27 protein-coding genes are annotated in these 25,041 nt (G+C 59.9%); 20 read left to right on the forward strand and 7 right to left on the reverse strand.

Annotated features, from left to right (window positions below):
• Nucleotides 1–79 precede the first annotated feature (79 nt).
• Entirely contained in the window at nucleotides 80–1,414 is a 1,335-nt protein-coding gene (locus AC1DMK_RS05305) for a tyrosine-type recombinase/integrase (RefSeq protein ID WP_477857555.1), read from the reverse strand.
• A gap of 467 nt (nucleotides 1,415–1,881) precedes the next feature.
• Between AC1DMK_RS05305 and AC1DMK_RS05310 the strand changes: the two genes are divergently transcribed.
• The 6 genes from AC1DMK_RS05310 to arsH are packed head-to-tail and all read left to right on the forward strand — an operon-like array spanning nucleotide 1,882 to nucleotide 5,400.
• Nucleotides 1,882–2,241 (forward strand): ArsR/SmtB family transcription factor, encoded by a 360-nt coding sequence (locus tag AC1DMK_RS05310; RefSeq protein ID WP_477857557.1) that lies wholly within the window; start codon nucleotides 1,882–1,884, stop codon nucleotides 2,239–2,241.
• A complete protein-coding gene (gene arsN2, locus AC1DMK_RS05315) occupies nucleotides 2,229–2,669 on the forward strand; it encodes an arsenic resistance N-acetyltransferase ArsN2 (RefSeq protein ID WP_037058455.1) in 441 nt (146 codons plus the stop codon). The genes AC1DMK_RS05310 and arsN2 overlap by 13 nt, the downstream gene beginning before the upstream one ends.
• 15 nt (nucleotides 2,670–2,684) lie before the next feature.
• A complete protein-coding gene (locus AC1DMK_RS05320) occupies nucleotides 2,685–3,212 on the forward strand; it encodes an arsenate reductase ArsC (protein ID WP_477857559.1) in 528 nt (175 codons plus the stop codon).
• 1 nt (nucleotide 3,213) lies between these two features.
• The gene (gene arsB, locus AC1DMK_RS05325; protein WP_477857561.1) at nucleotides 3,214–4,272 is read left to right on the forward strand and encodes an ACR3 family arsenite efflux transporter; all 1,059 of its coding nucleotides are present in this window, start codon (nucleotides 3,214–3,216) and stop codon (nucleotides 4,270–4,272) included.
• Entirely contained in the window at nucleotides 4,269–4,697 is a 429-nt protein-coding gene (gene arsC / locus AC1DMK_RS05330) for an arsenate reductase (glutaredoxin) (RefSeq protein ID WP_037058457.1), read from the forward strand. The genes arsB and arsC overlap by 4 nt, the downstream gene beginning before the upstream one ends.
• Entirely contained in the window at nucleotides 4,690–5,400 is a 711-nt protein-coding gene (gene arsH, locus AC1DMK_RS05335) for an arsenical resistance protein ArsH (protein ID WP_477857562.1), read from the forward strand. Before arsC ends, arsH begins: the two co-directional genes overlap by 8 nt.
• Here arsH and arsK read toward each other — a convergent pair whose 3' ends face one another.
• Nucleotides 5,401–6,612, reverse strand: coding sequence for an arsenite efflux MFS transporter ArsK (gene arsK, locus AC1DMK_RS05340; RefSeq protein WP_477857564.1), 1,212 nt, complete (start codon nucleotides 6,610–6,612; stop codon nucleotides 5,401–5,403).
• Nucleotides 6,605–6,967 (reverse strand): ArsR/SmtB family transcription factor, encoded by a 363-nt coding sequence (locus AC1DMK_RS05345; protein ID WP_477857566.1) that lies wholly within the window; start codon nucleotides 6,965–6,967, stop codon nucleotides 6,605–6,607. The genes arsK and AC1DMK_RS05345 overlap by 8 nt, the downstream gene beginning before the upstream one ends.
• A 43-nt stretch (nucleotides 6,968–7,010) precedes the next feature.
• Here AC1DMK_RS05345 and AC1DMK_RS05350 point away from each other — a divergent pair, with 43 nt between their 5' ends.
• From AC1DMK_RS05350 to ku (AC1DMK_RS05400), 11 genes are all read left to right on the forward strand, one after another.
• Nucleotides 7,011–7,532, forward strand: a complete 522-nt coding sequence (locus AC1DMK_RS05350; protein WP_477857568.1) for a DUF6428 family protein — start codon at nucleotides 7,011–7,013, stop codon at nucleotides 7,530–7,532.
• Nucleotides 7,533–8,068: 536 nt separating this feature from the next.
• Nucleotides 8,069–9,904, forward strand: a complete 1,836-nt coding sequence (locus tag AC1DMK_RS05355) for an adenylate cyclase (RefSeq protein WP_477857570.1) — start codon at nucleotides 8,069–8,071, stop codon at nucleotides 9,902–9,904.
• 176 nt (nucleotides 9,905–10,080) lie between these two features.
• Complete coding sequence (locus AC1DMK_RS05360; RefSeq protein ID WP_477857571.1) at nucleotides 10,081–10,887, forward strand: DUF2092 domain-containing protein; 807 nt, start codon at nucleotides 10,081–10,083, stop codon at nucleotides 10,885–10,887.
• Nucleotides 10,884–11,096: a hypothetical protein gene (locus tag AC1DMK_RS05365; RefSeq protein WP_037058467.1), complete on the forward strand. Its 213-nt coding sequence runs from the start codon at nucleotides 10,884–10,886 to the stop codon at nucleotides 11,094–11,096. The genes AC1DMK_RS05360 and AC1DMK_RS05365 overlap by 4 nt, the downstream gene beginning before the upstream one ends.
• Before the next feature lie 137 nt (nucleotides 11,097–11,233).
• On the forward strand, nucleotides 11,234–12,781 hold the full coding sequence (locus AC1DMK_RS05370) for an arylsulfatase (protein WP_477857708.1): 1,548 nt from the start codon (nucleotides 11,234–11,236) through the stop codon (nucleotides 12,779–12,781).
• Between the two features lie 299 nt (nucleotides 12,782–13,080).
• A complete protein-coding gene (locus AC1DMK_RS05375; RefSeq protein WP_037058471.1) occupies nucleotides 13,081–13,383 on the forward strand; it encodes a hypothetical protein in 303 nt (100 codons plus the stop codon).
• 257 nt (nucleotides 13,384–13,640) lie between these two features.
• Nucleotides 13,641–13,889: a DUF1488 family protein gene (locus AC1DMK_RS05380; RefSeq protein ID WP_037058890.1), complete on the forward strand. Its 249-nt coding sequence runs from the start codon at nucleotides 13,641–13,643 to the stop codon at nucleotides 13,887–13,889.
• Between the two features lie 220 nt (nucleotides 13,890–14,109).
• Entirely contained in the window at nucleotides 14,110–14,256 is a 147-nt protein-coding gene (locus tag AC1DMK_RS05385) for a hypothetical protein (RefSeq protein WP_196246718.1), read from the forward strand.
• Nucleotides 14,257–14,775: 519 nt separating this feature from the next.
• A complete protein-coding gene (locus AC1DMK_RS05390; protein WP_477857573.1) occupies nucleotides 14,776–15,162 on the forward strand; it encodes a hypothetical protein in 387 nt (128 codons plus the stop codon).
• Nucleotides 15,152–15,610, forward strand: coding sequence for a pyridoxamine 5'-phosphate oxidase family protein (locus tag AC1DMK_RS05395; RefSeq protein ID WP_037058473.1), 459 nt, complete (start codon nucleotides 15,152–15,154; stop codon nucleotides 15,608–15,610). Before AC1DMK_RS05390 ends, AC1DMK_RS05395 begins: the two co-directional genes overlap by 11 nt.
• A gap of 116 nt (nucleotides 15,611–15,726) precedes the next feature.
• Nucleotides 15,727–16,536 (forward strand): non-homologous end joining protein Ku, encoded by an 810-nt coding sequence (gene ku / locus AC1DMK_RS05400; RefSeq protein WP_477857575.1) that lies wholly within the window; start codon nucleotides 15,727–15,729, stop codon nucleotides 16,534–16,536.
• Between the two features lie 18 nt (nucleotides 16,537–16,554).
• Here ku (AC1DMK_RS05400) and ligD read toward each other — a convergent pair whose 3' ends face one another.
• Genes ligD through AC1DMK_RS05415 form a run of 3 tightly spaced genes read right to left on the reverse strand, consistent with a single transcriptional unit; the run spans nucleotide 16,555 to nucleotide 20,184 of the window.
• Nucleotides 16,555–19,071: a DNA ligase D gene (gene ligD / locus AC1DMK_RS05405; protein WP_477857577.1), complete on the reverse strand. Its 2,517-nt coding sequence runs from the start codon at nucleotides 19,069–19,071 to the stop codon at nucleotides 16,555–16,557.
• A gap of 2 nt (nucleotides 19,072–19,073) precedes the next feature.
• Entirely contained in the window at nucleotides 19,074–19,901 is an 828-nt protein-coding gene (gene ku, locus AC1DMK_RS05410; protein WP_037058480.1) for a non-homologous end joining protein Ku, read from the reverse strand.
• 13 nt (nucleotides 19,902–19,914) lie between these two features.
• Nucleotides 19,915–20,184, reverse strand: coding sequence for a hypothetical protein (locus AC1DMK_RS05415; RefSeq protein ID WP_037058482.1), 270 nt, complete (start codon nucleotides 20,182–20,184; stop codon nucleotides 19,915–19,917).
• Nucleotides 20,185–20,430: 246 nt separating this feature from the next.
• Here AC1DMK_RS05415 and AC1DMK_RS05420 point away from each other — a divergent pair, with 246 nt between their 5' ends.
• From AC1DMK_RS05420 to AC1DMK_RS05430, 3 genes are all read left to right on the forward strand, one after another.
• Nucleotides 20,431–21,390, forward strand: a complete 960-nt coding sequence (locus AC1DMK_RS05420; RefSeq protein WP_037058484.1) for a helix-turn-helix domain-containing protein — start codon at nucleotides 20,431–20,433, stop codon at nucleotides 21,388–21,390.
• Between the two features lie 146 nt (nucleotides 21,391–21,536).
• Entirely contained in the window at nucleotides 21,537–23,045 is a 1,509-nt protein-coding gene (gene adh, locus AC1DMK_RS05425) for an aldehyde dehydrogenase (protein WP_037058486.1), read from the forward strand.
• A gap of 75 nt (nucleotides 23,046–23,120) precedes the next feature.
• A complete protein-coding gene (locus AC1DMK_RS05430) occupies nucleotides 23,121–23,510 on the forward strand; it encodes a DUF779 domain-containing protein (RefSeq protein WP_477857581.1) in 390 nt (129 codons plus the stop codon).
• A 403-nt stretch (nucleotides 23,511–23,913) separates the two neighbouring features.
• Here the strand turns inward: AC1DMK_RS05430 and AC1DMK_RS05435 are convergent, their stop codons facing one another.
• Nucleotides 23,914–24,939 carry a substrate-binding domain-containing protein gene (locus tag AC1DMK_RS05435; protein WP_037058490.1) on the reverse strand — a complete coding sequence of 342 codons (1,026 nt, stop codon included), beginning with the start codon at nucleotides 24,937–24,939 and terminating at the stop codon, nucleotides 23,914–23,916.
• Between the last annotated feature and the right edge of the window lie 102 nt (nucleotides 24,940–25,041).

The raw sequence follows: 25,041 nt of genomic DNA on the forward strand, positions 1-25,041 counted from the left end.
GCTTCGCAAGTTGTGCCCCGGGTATTGACCAAACCAATTCGTACAACTCTTCTCGGGTGATCACCCAAGTCGTCCTCCTTCAATCGTCGATTTCCTCTTCGGCCGGATCATCGACCCAATCGAGTGCGAAACCATCAACAATTGCAAGCAACCTTTCCGAAAATAGCCTCAGCGCCAGCCGCGACTGTGGTAGAAAGTCGTCTACATTGTAGATCGCATCCATACCCTTTTGCTTATGCCCAATAATGTATTCCGCGACTGAATCTGTGACCCCCATCGCGGAAAGGGCGGAACGAACTACCCGGCGGGTGTCGTGCAGCACGAACGCTCTCATGTGATTTTGTGGTTCAAGTTTCTGTAGTTCTGCCTCGGCTTTCGCGCGGAAGTTATTCATCGCATGCCCAAAGTGCGCCGAAATCGGCATTTGTCCATTCGTCGTGCTGAAGATGTAGTCTCCATGCCCTTCGCACTGATTGTAACGCAACTCATCCAACAACCTTCGGGCTTGCAAGGTCAGCGGGATCGTAAGATCGCCCAGCGAATCGCCTAACTTCCTTCGGTCTGCAGGAATGGTCCACACGCGCCTAGTTAAGTCCATTTCGGACCAGCGTGCCCCGACCACCTCGGACTTACGCCTTCCTCCGAATAGGAGGACGGATTTGAAGTAGGGCCCGTAAGGATAAGGCATGGCGTCTGCAGCAAGCCAGTATGCCCTGACTTCAAGAGCGTTGAGCTTATGACGGCGCTTACCCTTTTGTAACCCGAGTCCCCTCGCTGTGACGTTGGACATCGGATTGCTCACCATTCCGTAATCTAGGCGCAAGTCTGGTGACGTTGCCCACGAGAAAAATGTACGAAGATGGCACAGAACTGCCATGGCCTTTGCCCGGGCGGGCCGGTCGCGGATCGCCTTTATGAACCTATGCAAATCGCCGTCGGTGACCTCGCCAATCGGCCTGTCAAGAAGCTCATCGTTGGAGGGGTCGAGGATGTCGTGGCGAATTGCAGCAGCGTCTGCGGCGGCATGTCGGTTCCTTATTCTAGATGGAAGATGGGCGAGGTAGTCATTAATCGCCGACCGGAAAGTCCGCCGCGTCTTGAGCCTTTCCAGCCTCTCTTCACTCTCTTTTTCTTTCTTTGGGTTTAGGCCGCGACCGACCTGACGGTTCCACTCCTCAGCGATCACTCGTGCAGCGTCGAGTGTCATTCCCGGAAAAATGCCGATACTCAGGCGTGTGGTATTCTTCGCTCCCCCAAACCGAGCCGACATTACGAAGACCTTCCTCCGCCTGCCTACCCGTACAAACAGGTTAGCTGTTAATCCGTCGGGGACGTCATATCGGTCGCAATCATTCGGGGCGGGAAGCGCCGCGATCCTCTCATCAGTCAGTTTATGCGGTCTCTTCGTTGTCATAGTCGCGCTCCAATTCGGGCGGCGATTTGGGCAGCATATCGCGGTAAAACGACGCTTGTTCTAATGCTAAAGAAACACCGGGGATGCACTAAATCAATGATTTCGCTGTGTTCGAGTGCTCCTGACTGTTCTTGACGGCCTGTCAAAGACACAACGCCTGCGGCTCATAACCGCTTGGTTGGGGGTTCAAGTCCCTCCGGGCCCACCATCTTGCTCTCGTTCGTCAGACTCATGGTTTTTTTCGTCCTATCGTTGGTTCGGAATGGCGGGCGGCTTGGTTACCGCTTGGAGGTCCTTCGGGCAGTTTCGGATGCCTCATCTTGTGATCGTCTGGTCCGCCTGATGACTGAAGTGACGTTAAGTGCGGAATCGATCAAAAATCAACTGACGTATAAAGGTTGAAGAAAAGCGTTATCTGCGGCGAAGCTTGTGGTTGACATCGAAAATATATCCATTATTCTGGATATATGGAATCTAAGAACGCTATAGCGGCGCTGGCCGCCCTCGCCCAAACGACAAGGCTCGAAACGTTCCGCCTGCTTGTGAGAGCGGAGCCGGATGGCATTCCGGCGGGCGAGCTCGCTCGTATCATGGACGTGCCCCAGAATACGATGTCGGCACATCTGGCAACCCTGTCGCGCGCTGGCATCGTGAAAAGCGAACGCCAAAGCCGCTCAATCATCTATCGGGCGGACCTCGAAGGCTTCCGGGCGCTCACGTTATTCCTGCTTATGGACTGCTGCGGTGGAAACGCCGAGCTTTGCGCTCCTCTCATCGCCGATCTGACTCCATGTTGCTCTCCGGAGTCCGGGCCATGTGTGAACTGACGCTCGCCCCCATATCGGCCGCCGAGGAGTTGAAGACGGCGCTTGCCGCCGCCGGGCTCCCGATAGACGATCTCGATGAACCTGACAGAACGTACTTCCGGCTCGTCGACGACGAAAACCGGGTCGTTGGCTATTCAGGTATCGAAGCGGCCTCGGATGACGCCGTCCTCCTGCGATCCATGGTGATCGTGCCGGCCTTCAGGTCACAGGGGTATGGGCGGCATCTCACGGAAATGACACTTGCCCGAATACCTGTGGCATCTGAGGTCTATCTCGCCACCACGAGCGCCTCGTCGTTCTTCGAGAGCGTCGGCTTCCAGGTTATTCAACGAAACCATGTGCCGCAGACAATTCTTTCCACCCGCCAGCTTTCGGGCATCTGTCCCGCGTCGGCGACGATCATGAAACTCAACAGGCCTCCGACCTAACCACGGAACACGACCATGACCGACAAGACCTATAACGTGCTCTTCCTGTGCACGGGCAATTCCGCACGCTCTATTCTCGCCGAGTCCATTCTGAACAAGGAGGGCGGCGGCCGGTTCAAGGCATACTCTGCCGGCAGCCAGCCCAAGGGCGAAGTCAATCCGCACGCGATCAAGGAACTGGAGGCCTTGGGCTATCCCTCGACTGGCTTCTCGTCCAAGAGCTGGGACGTGTTCGCCAAAGAAGGCGCACCGGAGATGGATTTCATCTTCACCGTCTGCGACAGCGCCGCCGGCGAAGCCTGCCCCGTATGGATCGGCCATCCGATGACCGTCCATTGGGGTGTCGAAGACCCCGCCGCCGTCGTCGGGACCGAGGTCGAAATCCAGCGCGCCTTCGCGCAGGCGGCGCGTTTCCTCAAGAACCGCATATCCGCCTTCATCAATCTTCCACTCGCGTCCATCGACCGCCTGGCGCTCCAGCAGCATGTTCGCCAGATCGGGTCGCTCGAAGGCGCTTCAGTCAAATCCGCAAAGGCCGAATGAGATGTCCACCTTCGAACGATATCTGACCGTCTGGGTCCTCCTCTGCATCGTTGTCGGTATCGCGCTCGGGCATGTAGTGCCCGGCGTCTTCCATGCCATCGGCTCGGCCGAAGTTGCCAAGGTGAACATTCCCGTGGCCGTGCTTATCTGGCTGATGGTCATCCCGATGCTGCTGAAGATCGACTTCGGCTCGCTGGCGAAGGTCGGCGGCTATTGGCGAGGGATCGGGGTCACCCTCTTCGTCAACTGGGCGGTCAAGCCGTTCTCGATGGCGCTGCTCGGCTGGCTGTTCGTCGGCTGGATTTTCCGTCCCCTTCTCCCGGCCGATCAAATCGATTCCTATATCGCTGGCCTGATCATCTTGGCGGCCGCCCCCTGCACTGCGATGGTGTTCGTGTGGTCGAACCTCACGAGAGGCGAGCCGCACTTCACCCTGTCTCAGGTGGCGCTCAACGACGCGATCATGATAGTGGCCTTCGCGCCGATCGTAGGGCTACTGCTGGGTCTGTCGGCGATTACCGTTCCGTGGGATACCCTGACGATATCCGTCATCCTCTATATCCTGATCCCGGTAGCGATATCGCAGGTCGTCCGCAAGCTGCTCACCGCCGCCGGCACAACTCGTTCGCTCGACGCCCTTTTGGCGAAGCTGCAGCCGCTCTCGCTCGTCGCGCTGCTCGCGACGCTGATCCTTCTCTTCGGCTTCCAAGGCGAACAGGTTATCGCACAGCCGACGATCATCGGCCTGCTGGCGGTACCGATCCTCATCCAGGTCTACTTCAATTCGGGGCTTGCCTACCTGTTGAACAGGATGTCAGGCGAACAACATTGCGTCGCCGGGCCATCGGCCCTCATTGGGGCCAGCAATTTCTTCGAACTCGCGGTGGCGGCCGCCATCAGCCTGTTTGGTTTCCAGTCGGGCGCGGCCCTCGCCACCGTCGTCGGCGTCCTGATCGAAGTCCCGGTCATGCTGTCGGTCGTCTGGATCGTGAACCGCAGTAAGGGCTGGTACGAGGCAGCACCAGCCGTCGCTCGAAACACCGTAATCGAAAGGACATGACCATGGACGTCACGATCTACCACAATCCCGAATGCGGGACCTCGCGAAACACTCTGGAGATGATCCGCAACGCCGGCATCGAGCCGACCGTGATCGAATACCTCAAGACGCCGCCCTCGCGAGATGAGTTGACGAAGATGATCCGCGATGCAGGCCTGACGGTTAGGCAGGCGATCCGCGAGAAGGGAACACCCTACGATGAGCTTGGTCTTGCAGACCCAGCACTCACCGACGACCAGTTGCTCGATGCAATACTGAAGGACCCTATCCTCATCAACCGGCCGTTCGTCGTTACGCCACTCGGCACCCGCTTGAGCCGGCCGTCCGAACTCGTGCTCGACATCCTGCCTGACACTCACAAGGGTGCCTTCACCAAGGAAGACGGAGAGAAGGTCCTCGACGAGGAAGGAAAGCGCATTGTCTGACACATTTCCCGCTCTCGAAGAGCGGCATCTACGCCAGCCTGACCTAGAAGCGCTCCGCCCGCAGTTCTCGAGCCACAAGCCGCGTATCCTGATCCTCTACGGATCGCTCCGCGAGGTTTCCTACAGCAGATTTCTCGCCCACGAGGCGCGTCGTCTTCTCGAGCGCATGGGCTGCGAAGTCAGGGTCTTCGATCCCAAGGGCCTTCCCCTGCCCGATGAATCTCCTGCTAGCCATCCCAAGGTTCAGGAATTGCGGGAGCTTTCCGAATGGTCTGAGGGTCAGGTGTGGGTTAGCCCCGAGCGCCATGGCGCGATGACCGGCGTCATGAAGTCTCAGATAGACTGGATTCCGCTCGCCGTCGGCTCGGTGCGGCCTACCCAGGGAAAGACGCTCGCCGTGATGCAGGTGTCGGGCGGCTCGCAGTCGTTCAATGCCATCGGCCAGCTCCGCATCCTCGGCCGCTGGATGCGTATGATCACCATCCCCAACCAGTCGTCGGTCGCCAAGGCCTATCAGGAGTTCGACGCCGATGGACGGATGAAGCCGTCCTCCTATTACGACAGGGTCGTGGACGTCTGCGAGGAGCTGGTGAAGTTCACCTTGCTGACCCGTGACGCCTCGCCCTACCTGACCGACCGCTACAGCGAGCGGAAGGAAGACGCGGACAAGCTCGAACAGCGAGTGCAGTTGAAGTCGATCTGATCAGCCAGCGGCGACGAGGCTCCGCCTTGTCGCCATCGCGACGCTGACGAATGCGGCCATGCCGACCGTCCCAAGCGCGGCCGTGGCGAACAGCGATAGACCGATGCCGAGCTGTTCCATCGCCATTGCGAAGACAAAGGGCGCGGCGGCTCCCAACGCAAGCCTCGCCGCCGCCATCTTGCCGGTTATCGCGCCGTAGCCATCGCTGCCGAACAGATACAGCGGCAGGCTGCCCTGCGCGATCGAATTGATCCCCGACCCCAGGCCAAGGCAGATCGCGAACGCGACGGCACCCGGCAGCCAGCTGCCGCTCAGGCCGAGGATCACGATGCCAACGACCATGAGCGCAGCCGAGATTACCGCAAGCATAGGCGGCGACAGGCGTGTCCCGAAGATCATGTTGATCAGGCGGCTCAAAACCTGGGCGGGTCCGAACAACGAACCGATGACCAACGCGGCGGTTCCGAGACCGAGACTGCCGAGCATCGGAACCATGTGCGCGAGGATCGATGCCAGTGTAAACCCGAGGATCGCAAAGGCGGCGGAGACGACAACCATGGCACCCCGGCGTGCTTCCGGCGGGATCGCGCCGAACACCCGCTCGCGTTCGCGGATGGCTCCGTTGGCGCTCGCCGCCCTTCCCTTCCGCATCATCCAGAAATGCAGGGGCATGCAGACGACCAGATTGAGGGCCGCGAACACCAGATAGATTTCCCGCCACGACAGGTATCCCATCAGAGCGGCCGAGATCGGCCAGAAGATCGTGGAGGCAAAGCCGCCGATAAGAGTGAGGTATGTGATGCTCCGGGAGGCCGTCTTGGGATCGCTTTCGACGAGGGCCGCGAAGGCTGCCTGGTACTGGACCATCCCGGAGGATATCTCGAGCAGGACGATAGCGAGCGCGAAGACGGCGACGGACGGTGACCAGGCGCAGAGGGCGAGCGTCAGCGCCGAGAAAAGCGAGCCGACGGTCAAGACGGTCGCCGCACCGATCCTGTCTATTTGCTTCCCAATGACCGGAGCGGAAAGCCCGCCAACGAACAACGAAGCCGAGAAGACCCCGAACACCTGCTCGAGCGTGATGCCGAGGTCCTTCGCCATGCCCGGCGCTAGGATCGAGAAGGAATAGTAGAGCGTCCCGTAGCCGATGATCTGGGTCAGGCCGAGGGCGGAGATCGTCGCGAGCGAAATCGCGTTCCAGGCGTCACGCATGCTGGTTCGCTTCCGGCGTTTCGGCGGAGCAGCAATCCCCGTCGGTTTGGGGAACTCCGAGAATCCGCGGATGGCCGGCGCAGCAGTCGTGCATCAGAAAAGTCACCAGACCCGAAAGCGCGTCGTAGTTGGCGCTATAGAGGATCGAGCGGGACTCCCGCCTCTGGGCGATCAACCCCGAGCGCTCGAGTTCCTTGAGATGGAAGGATATGTTCGACGGAGAGACGCCCATCTTCTCGGCAATAGCGCCAGCCGCCATTCCTTCCGGACCAGCGACGACCAAAGTGCGGACGACCGCGAGGCGCGTTTCCTGCGAAAGAGCCGTGAAGGACATGAGGGCTTGACGATCATCCATATTTCAATAATCCTTGAAGTATTGAAATAGAGGGATAGCGCAGATGAACATGATCGACAATAGCCTTCCCGCTCCGACCGACATCACGCTCGGACAGCTGCTAGGCCGGATCGCTTCCAAACCCGGTCTCGGTCTCGCATTCGAGTATGATGGCAACACCATCAAGCCTGGCTATCACGTGACCGAGGTGAAAGCGGGACACTTCTCGGCTCTTGACTGCGGTGCAAACCCGGAAGCCTGGTCGGAAATTTTCGTCCAGCTATGGGATGTCGATGAAGGTGGTCGCACCCATATGGCAGCTGGGAAATTCGCATCCATAATCCGAAAGGTTTCAGAACACGTCGGGCTGGACGGCTCGGCCAAGCTGACCTTCGAGGTGAGCGACGGAGTTCGCCCAATGCAACTGTTTTGCGCTGGCGATCCTGTCGAGACGGAAGGTGTCCTTCGCGTTGCCCTCGCGCCCCGGCCGGCAAGCTGTAAACCCCGAGATCGATGGTTGGCCGAGCAGAACGCCAGGGAATCGTCCTGCTGCGGTCCATCAGTCAATACAAAGTGCTGCAGCTAATTTAGCGAGAATCGCGCGAAGTCGTGAGCGGCGACTTTTGCGGGTATTGGATCGCGAATTGCGATAATGCCGATTTCCTCTGACGGCGTTGCCGCGGTGGGTTTTGTGTTGGTCCAATCGGGTGTCAACTGAACGATGCTGGACGTCGAGGATGGCAAAGCGTGCGACGAAGCCATCACGTTCCGCTCCTCTCCCACATGCGGACGAAGGCTCACTCTTCTTGACGCGCCAACGACGAGAGCCAGCGAATTCCCGGGCGCCGGACGACTGTGATCCTTGCACCAGATACTTCTGGTGGACAGCGGATCCGGCACATCCCGGGCTTCTGCCCCTAGCCCTTACTGCCTCTGGGAAAATGCCTCGCCTATTGGGTCGGATCTCGTCCGCCACGGCATCAATTGATAGCCTGCTCGCTCTCGCGCGCCCCCCTACGTTACAGTCGTGGACGTGGATCAATTTGTGCAGTAGGTTACAGTAGATACAACTAATAAAATCTGAGGTAGACGCATCCCTCGAGAGCGGGTGAGGAAGAAGCCATGCAAGATGCCTTGGAAACCGAGCGCGATGCTGCGCCAGCATTTTCGCGCCCTCCCCCCAGCCAGGACGACATTGCAGCTCAGCTTAAACGCATCCTGACCAGCCCGGAATTTCCTCATATCGGCCGGAGCGCTGCATTCCTGACCTACGTGACGGAGGAAGCGCTTGCAGGTCGCAGCGACCGGATAAAGGGCTATTCCATCGCCATCGAGGTGTTCAAGCGCGATGAAGGATTTACTCAGGACGACCCGGTCGTGCGCATCGAGGCGGGCCGCTTGCGGCGGACGCTTGAGCGCTATTACCTTGTTGCCGGGCAGAACGACGCGGTCCGAATAGACATCCCCAAAGGCGGCTACGTGCCGGCGTTTAGCTGGAACAAGCTGATTTCGGACGCGCCGCCCGACATGCCTGGTCCGCTCGCGCCTTCAGAGGCTTTGCGGCCGTCGAACCCTCTGCGCCGGCGCGGACTGTCGATGATCGCGGTCGGGCTGGTCGCCGTGGTCAGCGCTGTGGGATTGACCGTCCTTGCCGCTCGGCACTTTGCGGCGTCATCCAGACCCAGCGTCAACCTATCGGAGTCGGAGGGTCCTTCGCTTGTCATCGCCCCGTTCGCCAACCTTGGCGAGGGTCAGAATGCCGAACTCTACACGGACGGGCTGACGGAGGAGTTGTTGACCGCCCTTCCCCGCTTCAAGGAAATCAGGGTGTTCGGCCGCGAGACGTCGAAGTCGTTGCCGCCGGAGGTCGGAACCTCGCAAATTCGCGGCGAGCTCGGCGCACGCTTCCTTCTTGCCGGCGCTGTCCGCATCTCCGGTCCACGCGTGCGCGTGACGGCACGTCTCCTCGATACGGAGACAGACGAAATACTCTGGTCCCAAACCTATGATGACGACTTGCGCACCCGCGATCTCTTTGCCATCCAGTCAGACGTTGCCAATAAGGTCGCGACTGCCGTGGCACAACCCTACGGCATAATGGCGCAGGCGGATGCCGCCAATCCGCCGCCCGACGACCTGGGTATCTATGGCTGCACCTTGGGCTTCTATGCCTATCGCGCAGAGTTGAGCACAAAGCGCCATGCGGACGTGCGAGATTGCCTCGAGAGCGCCGTTGCCCGCTATCCGGCTTTTGCGACCGCCTGGGCGATGCTCTCAATCACCTACCTCGACGAGGATCGCTTCAAGTTCAATCCGAAGCCCAATTCGCCGGCACCGATAGAGCGCAGCCTTCAGGCTGCCCGTCGCGCCGTTCAGCTGGACCCCGGCAATACCCGCGCCCTTCAGGCGCTGATGACTGCCCTGTTCTTCAGCCAGCAGGTTCCAGAAGCACTCCATGTCGGCGAACAGGCCCTGGCCACCAACCCCAACGACACCGAGCTCCTGGGAGAGCTTGGAACCCGCCTGGCGATGAGTGGGGAGTGGCGGCGCGGCGCCGCGCTGCTGGACCGAGCGCTCGCCCTCAACCCTGGCGGCGCCGGCTACTATCACGGGACGCGTGCGCTCGCCGCCTACATGCTGGACGACGACAGGACGGCTGTCATCGAGATCAAGCAGGCAGACCTGCAGAAGTTCCCGCTTTTCCATGCGGTCGCGGCAGTCGTCTATGTCGACGCGGGATTGATCCAGGATGCCCGTCTGGAAGCGTCGCGTTTCAACGAGATGAGACCCGATTTCATTCCCAACATTGTAGCCGAGCTCAAGGCGCGCAATTTCCAGTCAGCGGATCGGGCACGCCTGATTGCCGATCTCCGAAAGGCGGGGTTGCCGGTACTCGATGAAGTGGAGTCGACGATGCTGCTGCCGATAGATCGCACACCGGGTCTTCAACCGCGTTAGCGCAAAGCCGCTAGACAGCAATTACAACGCGATGGGCACAGAGCATACCCGATGTTACGGGCGTTCGTCGCCCTCTGGATGTAAACGTCAATGGCTGGCAGATGCTCGTTCGCGCTCGCGACACCTGGAGCAAATCGTGCCGGTTCAATCGGATCAATCCAGGGAGGGCACGCCCGATGACCAAACGACCTCAACGAGCCTTCTGCCGTATTGCCGGCGCGCTCGCGTCCGTGGCGCTTGCCCTTGTCATTTCGGGTTCCCTATTGCCTGCGAATGCCGACGAAGCCGACGCCAAGAGGCTGGTGAAGGCGATGTCGGACTATCTCGCCGCCCAGAAGGCGATCTCATTTACCTATGACACCAATCTCGAGGTCGTCACCCCCGAACATCAGAAGWTYCTGCTRGCAAGTTCCGGCAAGATTGAAWTGGGCAGACCGGACAAGATCCGGGTGACCCGATCCGGTGGGTTCGCGAATGTCGAATTGACGTTCGACGGCAAAACGGTAACGCTGCTGGGCAAGGACGCCAATCTCTATGCACAAGCCGAAGTCCCCGGCACGATCGATCACCTGATCGACGAACTGAGGGATAAACTGCATAGACCTGTTCCGGGCGCAGATCTGCTGTTGCCGGATGCCGACAGCGAACTGATGCGCGACGTCGTCGATATCAAGGACCTTGGAAGCGGCGTGATCGGCGGCGTTGAATGCGACCACCTGGCGTTTCGCGCCAAGGAAGTGGACTGGCAGATATGGATCGCACAAGGCGACCAGCCCTATCCGTGCCGATACATGATCACCGCCAAAGAGGTCGATCAGGGACCGCAATACAGTATCCAGATCAGCGACTGGAAGACCGGCACCGGCGTTGTCGCAGAGGATTACGGCTTCAAGAACACCACCAACGCCAAGAAGGTCGATCTGACGAAGCTTAAAGACATCGACGAGCTTCCGGATAATCTCGCCAAGGGAGCGAAGAAATGACCATGTTCCGACGATGCAAAATTCTTCTGGTCGCCGCAGCGATCGGGCTTTCCGGCGTTGAGGTGGCAGAGCGACTTTCGATTCCGCTGACGGATGGGATCGTCACGCCAGCCGAAGCCAGGATCGGCCGGCCGCTCACGCCCTACAGCGTGGCGGGGGTCGCACGTCGCACAGTCCGACGTTGCGCGGTTGGCGTCTACTACTGCTAGTTCAGGCCTCTATGGAGGCGCTCAGGCACCGGCTGCACGCCGGTGTCGGCGGGCGCGTGGGAATGCAACCGAAGGAAAGAGCCATGAAGCTACCTAGCGTCAAATCCTTCTCCCTTGCCGTCGCGTTGGCAAGCAGCATGTTCGTGCCTGCCCAAGCCGCTGACAAACCAAATATCGTCGTCATCATGGGCGACGACATCGGCATCTGGAACATCGGCGCCTACAACAGGGGCATGATGGCGGGACGAACCCCCAATCTCGACAAGCTCGCCGCCGAGGGGATGCTCTTCACCGATTATTATGCCGAGGCTAGCTGCACGGCAGGACGGGCGAACTTTATAACCGGCGAGCTGCCGGTGCGCACGGGCATGACCACCGTCGGCCAGGCGGGCTCTCCCATCGGCATACCGGCAGCTGCGCCGACCATTGCCACGGCACTCAAAGCCGAGGGCTACGCCACCGGCCAGTTCGGCAAGAACCACCTTGGCGACCTCAACGAGTTCCTGCCGACAGTCCACGGCTTCGACGAGTTCTTCGGATATCTTTATCATCTCGATGCGATGGAAGACCCGGCTCATCCCGGCTATCCGCAAGACATGCTCAACGTGGTCGGCCCGCGCAACATGGTCCATTCCTGGGCCACCGACGTGGATGATGCCACGGTGATGCCGCGCTGGGGCAAGGTCGGCAAACAGAGGATCGAGGACGCCGGCACGCTCTTCCCGAAGCGGATGGAAACCGTCGACGACGAAATCCAGGCCCTTTCCTTCAAGTTCATCGACAAGGCCAAGGCCGAGGGCAAGCCCTTCTTCCTTTGGCTCAATCCGACGCGCATGCACATCGTGACCCATCTCTCGGAAAAATACGAGAAGATGCGCAACTCCGAGAATGGCTGGACCATTCATGAAGCAGGTATGGCGCAACTAGATGACATTGTCGGCGCAACCATGCAGAAGCTGAAGGACATGGGTGTCGACGACAACACCATCGTCATGTTCACCACCGACAACGGCACCGAGAACTTCACATGGCCCGATGGCGGACAGACGCCGTTCTACGGTGGCAAGGGCACGACGTTCGAAGGCGGCTTCCGTGCTCCGGCGATGATCCGCTGGCCCGGCCACGTGCCGGCAGGAGCGATTGGCAATGGCCTGATTTCCGGCCTCGACTGGTTTCCGACCTTCCTGGCCGCTGCCGGCGACCCGAATATCATCGTCGAACTGAAGGCCGGCAAGGAACTAAACGGTCAGAAGTACAAGGTGCATCTGGACGGTAGTGACCAGACAAGCATGATCACCGGAACCGGACCATCGAGCCGGCATGAGATATGGTACTTTGCCGAAAGCACACTCGGTGCGGCCCGTGTCGACGACTACAAATACACTTTCAAGGTTCAACCAGCCGGCTGGCTTGGCGACACCATCACTCTGGGTGCACCGACCGTAGTCAACCTGCGTCTCGACCCCTTCGAGCGAACCACGTTCCAGGACGGAAACAACGGCTCTCTCGAATATTTCGAATGGTACAAGTATGAATTCTGGCGGTTTGTCCTCGTTCAGCAGAAGGTCGAAGAACTGGCCAAGTCAGCGATCGATTTCCCACCGATGCAGGCGGGCGCAAGCTTTGGCCTGAGCGCGGTCAAGGCACAGATCGCCGAGTCCATGAGGAAACATGCCGGCGACTAAGGCTGGGCAAAGCGGAGGCGGCGCGGCTGATCCCGTGTCGCCTTCGTCTTTTGACCGTTCGTCATGGCTAACGTCCCGCGGCGTTTAAGGTCCTCGCGCTATGCGCAATGGACAGCCCCAACTGCCAATGAATCTTGGCGAGCTATTCAAGCCAGTTCGCGACCTCGTGCGGAACATCCGCGCCGCCGAAGGAGCAATGGCATTGCTTCACCCTTTGCAAGCCCAGCGCAAGCTCATTTTACAGCAGGCATTGATTATGCGCCGGATAGGGACACTTAACCCATAGAGGGAGCTTGGCCATGCATCCAGCCGCAGAGACAATACTCAAGAAGCCGTCGGCACTGTCGGTCACCGAAAGACGTGCGCTCATCGACCATCTCGCGACGACAATTGTAAAGCTGACGCACGGCTTGGCGGAGGCTGGCCAGCTGGAGCTCTTGCCCGCGATGCTGGAAACGAAAGAAACGCTCCGCAAATTGACCGACGACGTCGCAGTTGCGAATACGGATTATTCCGACAAGATCATCGCTGGCGCCGTCCAGCTTGTCGCGACAACAGAGGCGCTGCTCGAAGACAAATACGTCTCCTACACCATCCATTGAATGCCGAACGGACTGCCATATAGGCGATACTCAGCGACAGATGAACTCTGTTGTTGTTAAACGCCCAGCAAAGGCGCAGTAATATACCGGAGACGGAAAAGTCGCCTTAGATGTCGCGTTGGACCCAATGCCGAACCGACCGATCGATTGACGAACGCGCGCCGTTCGAGATCGCGATCCACTGAATGAGGATCGTTTCCACGCCTCAAATAATCGCGCACGGCATTGGCGCTTCGCCACCAAAGGATTGGACTGCAATGGCGCTTATCTTCCCCAATAGAAGCCGCAGTTTTGACGAAACGAGACAAGGTGTGCGCTTTCTCGGATACGACGGCATGTTCGAGGTGAGGTTTTTGGTCGAAGCGGAGGTGTTGAGAAGCGCCACCGAAGCGGCATGCCTGAATGCCTTCGATGCAACACGACCTTCAATCCAAGAGGCTGCGTCCAGGGCCTACGCGCGTCGGCGGGGAAACAATTTCACCCTTACGGCTCAGGATTTTCGCTGATCGGATCCGCAGCCCCTCGCTGCACGTGATCGCACTCCGACAAAAGCAAATAGCTGGCGGTCTCGGCCGTCAAGTGATGAACGCTGTCGGCGTTCGCAAGAAATGAGCGACCTTGTGGCGCCGGTGCCAACTCCCCATATTTATGGTGGTGGCAGCATGTGAACGGGCGCTGCTTTCAAGGGTGGCGAGACGTCCCCAGCCCCAACCAAAGGAGGACGTGATGTCTTCCGCAGCAAGCATCCATTCCTGGAAGAAGACGGCACTGTATATCGGCCAGTTCCGGTATGTTGAGTTCTTGATCAAATCGACGCCGGCGATCAGTCTGGCGTTCATCGTCTATATCACGCTCAAAGGCGTTCTTTGGTAGACCTTCGGCGATGGTCATTGGCAGCGAAACAGCATGAGCCCGGCGCAATCGATTTCGTCGCCCTGCCCTGACGAAATCGCGATACACGGCTGTGTGGTAGGTATAGGGTATCCGTCGGCAACCACCGAAACGGGCGTTGCCGCTTGAGAGCGAGGGTTCTCGCCCCAGTAAGGGGAGTTAGGCCATGTCCCTTCCATTTGATCACAAAGGAACGCTTTCGCCCTACGATCTGGGTGGTCTGCGAGCCGAGTTCGATGCATGGTGTGGAAGGGACCGAGGCGTCTGCACCGGGCCGGTTGCCCGGCCCATCGACGACGAAGTTCGCGTCAGAAATACACCGTCGACGCTTCAGTATATGCTTCGTTCGTTCAGAACAGACACGGTAGCCGACGCCGTGCGGCCTTGAGGTTCCCTCATTTCCTGCGATCACTCTCGGTCGAGATCCCAAAACGCGGCCAGTCTGCCGGCAGATGTCTGCCGAGCCACAAAGATCGGCCAAATGTCGCAAAGGAGTTCACTGTGTATAACGCTAAACGTGACGGTTTCGGAAACGGAGCGAGCCTCGCCATTCCGTCGATGGGTGAAATAGAGGGCCGCATAACTGTTCTGGAAGTCGTCGCGATGACCTCCTTGGGCCTTCTCGTAAAAGCCGGCGACAAACACGACGCCCGGCAGGCCCTTTCCGCCATTCGCCGCGCGATGCGGTCGAAATGCGAGGACATCAAGCTCTCGCCTTCGGATGCGAATTCGGCAATTGCTTACGCGCAGGAGCTCTTCGAGGCGACACTCGAAAACATCAACCGCAACCCAGGGGAGATAGTCGTTCCGCGCTTGGCCAAGCACCGAATACCGCGACGCTCCATCCCAGTGGACCACAGCGACGGGGATGGCACCCATGGGCGTTAGAGACATGACGGAACGCGAATGCAGGGAACTCCTGGCACGGGGAAACGTCGGACACCTTGCCTGCGTTCATGACCACCGACCTTACGTTGTGCCCATTCACTATGCCTTCGATGCGGAGAAGGTCTATGTCTTCTCGCTGCCGGGTCAGAAAATAGATTGGATGCGCACCAATCCAAACGCCTGCATTCAAGTGGAGGAAACCGGCGAACATCACCTATGGAAGAGCGTCGTCGTGGTGGGCACCTTCCAGGAACTGCCCGACACGCCGCATCAGCACAATGAGCGTATTTACGCCTGGCAGTTGTTGCAGAAACGTTCGCTGTGGTGGGAGCCTGGCTCCTCCAAGCCGGGCACGGGCTCCGCGGAGACGGAGATCCCAATCTTCTTCGCTATTTCGGTGGATCAGATATCGGGACGGGAGTTGTTGGCGCCGGCAGCAGACGTCTAAGACGCTCGACCGTCACAAGATCCTTTGTGAGATGGAACCAAACCGCCTCTCCCTTCGTTATGCGAAATCGCCGCATTGTGGCTTTGGGAGATGGCGCGAAGAGCGTCAGGGGACAAATGGCGCGTCAAACCTATTGGAAGGGCTATCTCAAGCTCTCGCTCGTCACCGCGTCAGTATCGTTGACGCCTGCGACCACGGATAGCAACCAGATTCGCTTCCACGTCCTGAACCGAAAGACAAAAAATCGGGTCGAAAGCCGCTATGTCGACAGCGTCACCCACAAGCCGATCGCGGACAAGGATCAGGTCAAGGGCTACCCGCGCGGCGAAGACGATTATGTCATTCTGGAAGACGAAGAGATCGACGAAGTCGGGCTGGAAAGCACCCGCACGATCGATATCGACACCTTCGTTCCGCGTGGCTCGATCKACTGGATCTGGTACGACAAACCGCATTTTCTCGCCCCGGAAGACAAGGTGGGCGTCGAGGCCTTCTGCGTCATACGCGAGGCGATGAAGGCGAACGACGTCGTTGGCATCGCGCGCCTTGTCCTCTATCGGCGCGAGCGGGCGGTTCTGCTCGAACCACAGGGAAAAGGCATCATCCTCTGGACGCTCCACTTCGGCGACGAAGTCCGTCAGCCTGCGGCAACGATCGACAGGCAAAGCGACGTGGATACGACGATCCTTGCGATGATGAACAAGCTCATCAAGGACAGAACCGGCGATTGGAAGCCGTCCATGGTTCAAGATCCCATTCAGAAGCGGATCAGGGCGATGATCCGGGCGAAACAGAAGAACCTCGTGAAATCCTCACCGGCCGCTGCCAAGCGATCCGCGGCCAAGCCGACGGGCAACGTCGTCAACATAAGGGAGGCACTTAAGAAAAGCCTCGCCAAGGATAGCGAAGGGCCGAAGTCTATCTGACTTTCCCAGCAATGCCGATCACTTCGGTTTCTGCAGCGGCACCGCTGCGGAAAAGAACTCCGCCCAGGGATCCTGAGACAGGGCCTCCATGCGCGCGGGTACATTGTCGACGGTGAAATACGCCGGACCGATCTCGTCTGTCAGTTCGTGCCAGTCGAGCGGCATCGAGACCGCAGCGCCCGGCCGAGCACGCGTCGAATACGCCGCAACCGCGGTGTTGCCGCGTCCGTTGCGCAAGTAGTCAATAAAGATCTTGCCGCTCCGTTTCGCCTTCGTGGCGGTCGCCAGATATTTGTCCGGCTGGTCTTTCGACATTGAGGCCGCCAGCGCCTTGGCGAAGGTCTTCACCTGAACCCAGCTTGCCCTTGGCTGCAGCGGCGTCACCACATGGAGACCCTTGCCGCCCGACGTTTTCACGAAGGCCGCCAGCCCGGCGCCTTCAAGGCGTTGCTTCAGCTCCAGCGCTGCGCCGATCACCTCGCCCCACGTCACATCCTCGGCCGGATCGAGATCCATCGTGATCATGTCCGGCTTTTCCCAGCTATCGGTGGTTGCGCCCCAGGGGTGGATTTCCAGCACTGCGGACTGGACGAGCGCGACCATGCCGTCGAAGTCGGCAATCCGCAGCAGCTTCTCGCCGCCCCGGTCCTTCGGATCGGCGATCTGCTCGATGTGCAGGTTCATGCCTTTCCACGCATGCTTCTGGAAGAACCGCTGATGCCCGCTGATACCGTCCGGGCACCTTAGCAACGCCAGTGGCCGTTTGACCACATAGGGCTCCATGAAGCGCCAGACCTGCGCATAGTAGCTCACCAGTCCCTGCTTGGTGACACCCTCGTCCGGCCAGTAGATCCGGTCCGGATGCGTGAGCGTGACGCTGGACTGCGGCAGCTCCCGAGCAGTCGTCTTCTCTGTTTCACGCATCACGTCCCCTGCCGCCTTGTCCTCGCGAAGCCCCCGAAAAGCCGCGTGCCGCAATTTCCCGTCGCTCGACCATGCCTGAAACTCCACCTCCGCGACAAGCCGCGGCTGAACGTAGACGAGACCGCGCCGTTCTTCCGTTGTCAACGCATCATCGAAAGTGCTCTTCTTCTGCTCGATCGCAGACAACCGATTGTAGAGCATCTGCGCCGTCGAGACCGAATAGCCGGTTCCGACCCTGCCTGCATGCTTCAGCTTGCCGTCCTTATAGTATCCCATCGCGAGCGAACCGATCGCGCCCCTCGTCGCAGTCGACGGCACATATCCTCCGATCACGAACTCCTGGCGCTCCGAGCATTTCGACTTGACCCAGTCGCCTGTACGCCCGGAGGTATAAGTGCTGCCACCACGTTTGGAAATAACTCCCTCAAGACCGAGCCGCCGGGCGTGATCGAGCACGCGTGCGCCGTTCTCGGTAAAATGGGTGCTGTAGCGCAGTGTCTCGCCATCTCCCGACAGCAGGTTTTCCAGCAGGTTCTTGCGATCCGTGAGCGCCGCCTCCCTGAGGTCATTGCCGTCGAGATAGAGAAGATCGAAGGCATAGAACACGAACCGGTCGCTGCGACCCTTGCTGAGCTCGTTCTGCAGCGCAGAAAAATCGGACACGCCGTTGTCGCGCTCCACGACCACCTCTCCATCGATGATCGCCGTGTCGACAGGCAGTGCCGAGAACGCATCGGCGAGGCCCTTGCCGAACCGATCGGTCCAATCGAGGCCGCTGCGGGTGAGCATGGTCACCTTGCCTTTGGCCAGCCTGATCTGCAGCCTGTACCCGTCGAATTTGATCTCGTGGATCCAGCCATCGCCCGCCGGAGGCTTCGGCTTGAGCTTGGCAAGCTCCGGCTCGATAAAATCGGGCAGCTTTGCCTTCAGGGCGCCATTTGGCGTGGCGTGTGACAGCGCCTTTGCACGGCTTGCCTTCGATTTGGCGGCAACGGCCTTTCCGTTGCCCTTCGGTTTCGACTGCCAGGTCGCGTCCGGCTTCTTCGCAACCTCCTCGATCTTCCGGCCGGTTTTTGCCGATTCCGGGCGCAGTTTCAGGATATCGCCCTTGTGGCGCGCCTCCTCGTCCTGTGCCTTGATCAGCAGCCAGTTCTCATGCTTCTCGTCCGGCTTGCCGTGGATCCGCACCAGGTGCCAGCGCCCCTTGAGCTTCTCGCCGTCGAGGTCGAACTCCATGTGACCTTTCTTGTAGCCCTTGTGCGGATCGCCATGCGGCGTCCACGTCCCGCGGTCCCAGACGATGACCGTACCGCCGCCGTACTGCCCCTTCGGGATGATCCCTTCGAAATCTCCATAGGCAAGAGGATGGTCTTCCACATGCACGGCGAGGCGCTTGTCCTCCGGATTGAGGCTTGGGCCGCGCGTCACTGCCCAGCTCTTCAGCACGCCGTCCAGCTCGAGCCTGAAATCGTAATGAAGTCTTGTCGCATCGTGCTTCTGGATAACGAAGCTGAGCGCATTGCCGCCGCGCGCTGTCTCGCCCTGCCCCCGGCCTCGGGGCTCGGACGTAACCTTGAAATCGCGCTTCGCCTGATAAGTCTCGAGAGCCATGGTCAGCCCGCTTTTTCCGACCGGCTAACAGTACGGGCCTTGCCGGCAGGCTTTGCGCTGGCCTTGGCGCTTTGGCGAAGCGCCTCCATGAGGTCGATGACCTTGCCTTGGGTCTGTGGCTTCCTCTTTGGTGGGGCCTTGCCCTCGATCTTCGCTTGCACCAGTTCGGCAAGCGCCGTCTCATAACGGTCCTCATACTCCTGCGGCTTGAAGGCGCCTTTCTTGGTGGTGATGATATGGCCGGCCAGCTCGAGCATTTCCTTGTCGAACTTCATCTCCGGAATATCCTTGAAGACGGTTTCCGCATTGCGCACTTCGTAGTCGTAGCTCAGCGTGGTCGCGATGACCGCATCATTCTGCGGCCGGATCAATACGGTCCGCTGCTTGCGAAAGAGCACGGCCTCGCCGATCGCTGCCACCTTCTGGTCGCGCATCGAGCGGGCAATCAGGGCAAGAGCTTCTTCGTCGTCGTCACTCACAGGTGCCAGATAGTAAGGGCGGTCGAAATAGAGCTTGTTGATTTCGTCGTCGGGAACGAAGCTCTGCACATTGAGAATCTTGTCGCTTTCCGGCACGAACTCCGCAAGCTCTTCGCCCTCGATCACGATATATTCGCCGTTGTCCAGCCGATACCCCTTGACCTGATCGTCACGCTCCACCGGCTTGCCGGTTTCACCGTCGATGAATTGGCGCTCGACACGATGGCCGGTCTTTCGATTGACGATGTTGAACGAGATCCGGTCGGACACCGAGACCGCCGTGTAAAGGCCGACGGCACACACCAGGTCCCCCACTTTCAGATGGCCTTTCCAGCTTGCCCGTGCTGCCATTGCACTCTCCCCTCTAGGTGTCGTCCCGCGCTCTGCGTCGCCGCCGCTCGTCCAAGGCAATGATCTTCTCGACGGATGCGATATCCTCGCCTGTCACCACCGGCACTGGATCAGCCGCGATCGCCCCCAGCACTTCCTTTGAAAGCGCGCCATTGCGGATGACCCATTCCAGCGTCTCACGCGTCTGCCGCTCGGCCTTGAGCTGCGCATAGAGCGAAACGATCAGCCGATCGCGTCCGTCCATCCGGCTGTTTTTTTGATCGAACCTGCGGATGTGCGGCATCGAGCCCGCCCTTCTGGTGATGAAAGGCCTTAACCGCTCAGATGGCGAAAAGTTCCCGAGCTTGCGAAGGCGTCATCTTAAAAGCGGGTACACCGCCGCGGCGATCGATAGCCATCGTGAGGTGTCGCAATCCTGAGACAGTTTCGGCACCGCAGCACCTATACATGACGGTGCCCTTCGGCAGGCGCGAGTTGCCAACAGCTGGGGTTTCCGCCACACTGAACGGACAGTTGGTGGGAGGAGCCAATGCACGAGCAATCGGCTCATGCGGAGCACGTCTACACGTGCACACAGAGAGATTCGGCCGCGGCAAGTTCTTCGGTCGTCGCTTCATGGCGCCGCTGCATCGCCATGCACCAGCTTGCTCCCGAAGACCGGCGCACGCCACTGCGCCTGACGGATCACGAATTCAGACGTGCCATAGAAGAATCCGAGCAGCTGATCGCCAGTGCTTCCGACGAACTCGACAGGCTGTTCACGACCACCGGCAAGGCCGGCTGCTGCCTTCTGCTGACCGATCGCAACGGCATCGCGCTCGAGCGGCGCGGCGCGGCAGGTGACGACAAGCAGTTTCACGATCTCGGTCTCTGGATCGGCTCGGTCTGGACCGAAGCCAGCATCGGGACGAACGGCATAGGAACGGCGATTGCCGACGAACGCGCGATCTCGATCTTTCGCGACCAGCACTTCTTCTGCTCGAACATCAACCTGAGCTGCACGACTGCGCCGATCCGCGATCACCGCGGGCAATTGGCGGCCGCGCTCGACATCTCAACCTGCCGCGAGGATGTCAACGAGATGACGCTCGCCATAATCGCCCAGATGGTGCGCGATGCCGCGATGCGCATCGAGATCAATCTCTTTCGCAGTGCCTTTGCCGGCGCCCGGTTCCTGATGGTGGCGGCGGGCACGAACCCGGCTGCGGCCCTGCTTGCCGTCGACCGGCACGACCTGGTGCTCGGTGCAACGCGGGCCGCCCGTCTTGCCCTCAAACTGGATGACAGGCGCATAGCAGCGGGCATCCCTGCAGCCGATGCCCTGCATGAAACCCGCCTTTCCGACGACGAGGACCTCCTCGATGCAGAACGCGCCGCCCTGCTGCGGGCGCTGTCGCGCTCGGGCGGCAACGTCTCGCAGGCCGCAATTGCGCTCGGCATCAGCCGCGCAACGCTGCACAGGAAGATAAAGAAGCTCAACCTTCACTGACCGGTTTGCAGCCGCCCGGCCTGTCGCAAGGCTGCGACACTGTGCGGTGCGGTATCAATTTGCAGACCTGTTTACCGACGCAAAAGGCGCGCAGGTTTCCTCCCATGGGTCCGCTTCCGGGCCCGGCTCATTCAAGGGAGGATGACATGCTGCATCAGAAAATCGTCGAATCGCCGTTCAAGCTGAAATACGGCAACTTCATCGGCGGCGAGTGGCGCGAGCCGATCGAAGGCAAGTATTTCGACAACATCACGCCCGTCACCGGCGGCAAGCTTTGCGAAATTCCGCGCTCCGGCGAAAAGGACATCAACGCCGCCCTCGACGCCGCGCACGCTGCCAAGGACAAGTGGGCGCGCACCTCGGCCGCCGACCGCTCCAACATCCTCATGAAGATCGCGAGCCGCATGGAGGACAAGCTGGAACTCCTGGCGCAGGCCGAGACCTGGGACAACGGCAAGCCGATCCGCGAAACCCTGGCCGCCGACATTCCGCTGGCGATCGACCACTTCCGCTACTTCGCCTCCTGCATTCGCGCCCAGGAGGGCTCGATCGGCGAGATTGATCACGACACCGTCGCCTATCACTTCCACGAGCCGCTCGGCGTCGTCGGCCAGATCATTCCCTGGAATTTCCCGATCCTCATGGCCGCCTGGAAGCTTGCGCCGGCCCTTGCCGCAGGCAACTGCGTCGTCATCAAGCCGGCTGAACAGACCCCTGCCTCGCTTCTTGTCTGGGCCGAACTGATCGGCGACCTTCTGCCGCCGGGCGTGCTCAACATCGTCAACGGCTTCGGTCTCGAGGCGGGCAAGCCGCTCGCCACCAGCCCCCGTATCGCCAAGATCGCCTTCACCGGCGAAACGACGACCGGTCGCCTCATCATGCAGTATGCCAGCCAGAACCTCATTCCGGTGACGCTGGAACTCGGAGGAAAATCCCCGAACATCTTCTTTGCCGACGTGATGGCAGAGGACGACGATTTCCTCGATAAGGCGCTCGAAGGTTTCGCGATGTTCGCGCTGAACCAGGGCGAGGTCTGCACCTGCCCAAGCCGTGCCCTCATCCAGGAATCGATCTACGACCGCTTCATGGAGCGCGCGGTAAAACGGGTTGAAGCCATCAAGCAGGGCAATCCCCTCGATAGCGCAACGATGATCGGCGCGCAGGCTTCGAACGAGCAACTGGAGAAGATCCTCGCCTATCTGGACATCGGCAGGCAGGAAGGGGCCGAGGTTCTCACCGGCGGCGCGCGCAACGATCTCGGCGGCGACCTCGCCAACGGCTACTACGTCAAGCCGACGGTCTTCAAGGGTCACAACAAGATGCGCATATTCCAGGAAGAGATCTTTGGCCCCGTGGTCTCCGTCACGACCTTCAAGGACGAGAAGGAAGCCCTGGAGATCGCCAATGACACCCTCTACGGCCTGGGTGCCGGCGTATGGAGTCGCGACGCAAACCGCTGCTATCGCTTCGGCCGCGAAATCCAGGCCGGCCGCGTCTGGACCAATTGCTACCATGCCTATCCCGCCCACGCGGCCTTCGGCGGCTACAAGCAGTCCGGCATCGGCCGCGAGACTCACAAGATGATGCTTGACCACTACCAGCAGACGAAGAACATGCTGGTGAGCTATAGCCCGAAGGCACTCGGTTTCTTCTGAGAAAAAGCGGTGACGCATAGGCCAACGACCCGCTCCTGAAGGGGAGCGGGTTCTCGCCCGGGGAGGAAAAGAATCATGGAAACCACCGTCAACGGACAACCCCGCGTCCTTGCCACGGATGACGCCATCGGGCTTATCGATGACATAAGGCTAGACCACCCGGACATCCTGTTTCACCAGTCGGGCGGATGCTGCGACGGCTCGTCGCCGATGTGCTATCCCGCCGATGAATTCCTCATCGGCAAAAGCGATGTGAAACTGGGGGAGATCGCAGGCGTGCCCGTGTACATCAGCGCGAGCCAGTTCGAAGCATGGAAGCACACGCAGTTGATCATCGACGTGGTTCCCGGCCGCGGCGGCATGTTCTCACTGGACAATGGACGCGAGAAACGGTTTCTCACCCGCTCCCGCCTTTTCGGAGGCGGCGAGGCCTGTGCCGTTCCAGACGGGAGGAGCCGCCGCTAGAGTGTTTCCGGACCTTGCCAGTCGGAATGGTCGACGCCGTGATCAATACCGGATCGCTTGCCGCAAACCAATCCCCAGCCCCGGTTGCTGATGGAGGAATGGGCACCTGCCCGCGAAGGCTCCGGCGCGCAGTTTCGCGACGGTCAAAAAAAAGCCACCGCGTGAACGGTGGCTCAAATCGTGAAGGTCAAAACCTCCAGAGGGGAACGGTTGTCTCGCCGACCGGGAGGAATGGCCGACATGCATGAAACAACTGTAACTAATATGGAGCGCCCTGCGCCCCCCTTCAATCAATCGTCGCCTGAAATAACATCCGCAATGAAATCTTCTTTCCAGAGTTTGTCGGAATGGCGCGATATTCTACCGGACGGCGTTCAGCGACCGCCCGGCGAGCTGCACGCGCTCAAAGTTGAAGCTGTCGGAATGGCTCTGTCGATTCGCGCAAAATGAGCTCGACTGGCCACAACTCGTGGATTTCAAGCGGCGATCGGCCCGACAGAAGCTGGAGGACGAGGTCGGCGCAGCGCGTCCCGGCCGCGCGCATCGACGAACGTGTGGCAGACAGGGACGGCACCATGTTGTCGGCGGTCAGATAGGGAAACACATCGTCGTGGGCGATCACCGACACGTCCCGTCCGATCTGCAACCCGAGCGATCGTGCCGCGCGGTAGACGCCCAGCGCCGTCATCATGGACCCTGCGACAATGGCCGTCGGCGGGTTTGACTGTTCGAGAAACGAACGGGCAAATCGAAAGCCGAGCTCGTCGGTGAAGTTGCCGCTCGCCATCAGCTGTGGATCGGGCTCGATCCCATGGCTTTGCAGGGCACTGCGGAACCCGCTGTCGCGATGAAGCGCGTAGGTCGCCCCAGGGCGGCCGTTGATCATCGCTATCCGCCGATGGCCGAGATCGATCAGATGCGACGTCGCCCGCCGGATCGCCCCTTCATTGTCGATGTCGAGCCAAGCATGCGGCACATCGATATCAGAGCGGCCGTGAACGAGAAACGGCATGCCGAGTTCGTGCAGTAGCGCAATGCGTTCGTCGCTGGGCCTCGGCGAATGCACGATGATTGCGTCCACGCGTCGGCTCTCGACGAGGCGCCGATAGTGCTGCATCTCGTCGCTCTGGTCTGGATCGGCCATCGGAATGACGAGGATATCGGTGTCCTCGGTCACCAGCCGCTCCGCCATGCCGGCCATGAATTCCGCGAAATGAAACTCGCCGGCACGGCCCATGACCACGCCGATCGCACCGGCGCGCCCGGTCTTCAGGCGTACTGCATTGACGTTCGGCCGGTACCCCAGCCTGATCGCCTCTTCGGCGACGCGGGCCCGGGTCGTTTCGCTGACTTCGGGATAGCCGCTGAGCGCCCGGCTGACGGTCGTCGGAGACAGCCCGACTTGTTTGGCGAACTCTTTAAGTTTCATGCTCCGACGCGTCTTTCGTGATCAGCACTTCAATCATTTGTACACCGTAAACCACTGATCCTCTTATGTCGGAACAGCGGAAAGCTGCAATCAACCAAATCG

This window comes from Rhizobium sp. 05L419 (assembly GCF_056397845.1).

Excerpts from the sequence above, each read along its gene's own strand:
- arsB (WP_477857561.1), top strand. The coding sequence starts at position 3,214 with ATGTCCACCTTCGAACGATATCTGACCGTCTGGGTCCTCCTCTGCATC.
- arsK (WP_477857564.1), bottom strand. The coding sequence starts at position 6,612 with ATGCGTGACGCCTGGAACGCGATTTCGCTCGCGACGATCTCCGCCCTC.
- AC1DMK_RS05380 (WP_037058890.1), top strand. The coding sequence starts at position 13,641 with ATGGCGCTTATCTTCCCCAATAGAAGCCGCAGTTTTGACGAAACGAGA.
- AC1DMK_RS05320 (WP_477857559.1), top strand. The coding sequence starts at position 2,685 with ATGACCGACAAGACCTATAACGTGCTCTTCCTGTGCACGGGCAATTCC.
- AC1DMK_RS05420 (WP_037058484.1), top strand. The coding sequence starts at position 20,431 with ATGCACGAGCAATCGGCTCATGCGGAGCACGTCTACACGTGCACACAG.
- AC1DMK_RS05435 (WP_037058490.1), bottom strand. The coding sequence starts at position 24,939 with ATGAAACTTAAAGAGTTCGCCAAACAAGTCGGGCTGTCTCCGACGACC.
- AC1DMK_RS05385 (WP_196246718.1), top strand. The coding sequence starts at position 14,110 with ATGTCTTCCGCAGCAAGCATCCATTCCTGGAAGAAGACGGCACTGTAT.
- AC1DMK_RS05395 (WP_037058473.1), top strand. The coding sequence starts at position 15,152 with ATGGGCGTTAGAGACATGACGGAACGCGAATGCAGGGAACTCCTGGCA.
- AC1DMK_RS05415 (WP_037058482.1), bottom strand. The coding sequence starts at position 20,184 with ATGCCGCACATCCGCAGGTTCGATCAAAAAAACAGCCGGATGGACGGA.
- AC1DMK_RS05370 (WP_477857708.1), top strand. The coding sequence starts at position 11,234 with ATGTTCGTGCCTGCCCAAGCCGCTGACAAACCAAATATCGTCGTCATC.
- arsN2 (WP_037058455.1), top strand. The coding sequence starts at position 2,229 with ATGTGTGAACTGACGCTCGCCCCCATATCGGCCGCCGAGGAGTTGAAG.
- AC1DMK_RS05345 (WP_477857566.1), bottom strand. The coding sequence starts at position 6,967 with ATGGATGATCGTCAAGCCCTCATGTCCTTCACGGCTCTTTCGCAGGAA.
- AC1DMK_RS05375 (WP_037058471.1), top strand. The coding sequence starts at position 13,081 with ATGCATCCAGCCGCAGAGACAATACTCAAGAAGCCGTCGGCACTGTCG.
- ligD (WP_477857577.1), bottom strand. The coding sequence starts at position 19,071 with ATGGCTCTCGAGACTTATCAGGCGAAGCGCGATTTCAAGGTTACGTCC.
- AC1DMK_RS05355 (WP_477857570.1), top strand. The coding sequence starts at position 8,069 with ATGCAAGATGCCTTGGAAACCGAGCGCGATGCTGCGCCAGCATTTTCG.
- arsC (WP_037058457.1), top strand. The coding sequence starts at position 4,269 with ATGACCATGGACGTCACGATCTACCACAATCCCGAATGCGGGACCTCG.
- AC1DMK_RS05350 (WP_477857568.1), top strand. The coding sequence starts at position 7,011 with ATGAACATGATCGACAATAGCCTTCCCGCTCCGACCGACATCACGCTC.
- ku (WP_037058480.1), bottom strand. The coding sequence starts at position 19,901 with ATGGCAGCACGGGCAAGCTGGAAAGGCCATCTGAAAGTGGGGGACCTG.
- adh (WP_037058486.1), top strand. The coding sequence starts at position 21,537 with ATGCTGCATCAGAAAATCGTCGAATCGCCGTTCAAGCTGAAATACGGC.
- AC1DMK_RS05365 (WP_037058467.1), top strand. The coding sequence starts at position 10,884 with ATGACCATGTTCCGACGATGCAAAATTCTTCTGGTCGCCGCAGCGATC.
- AC1DMK_RS05310 (WP_477857557.1), top strand. The coding sequence starts at position 1,882 with ATGGAATCTAAGAACGCTATAGCGGCGCTGGCCGCCCTCGCCCAAACG.
- AC1DMK_RS05430 (WP_477857581.1), top strand. The coding sequence starts at position 23,121 with ATGGAAACCACCGTCAACGGACAACCCCGCGTCCTTGCCACGGATGAC.
- AC1DMK_RS05305 (WP_477857555.1), bottom strand. The coding sequence starts at position 1,414 with ATGACAACGAAGAGACCGCATAAACTGACTGATGAGAGGATCGCGGCG.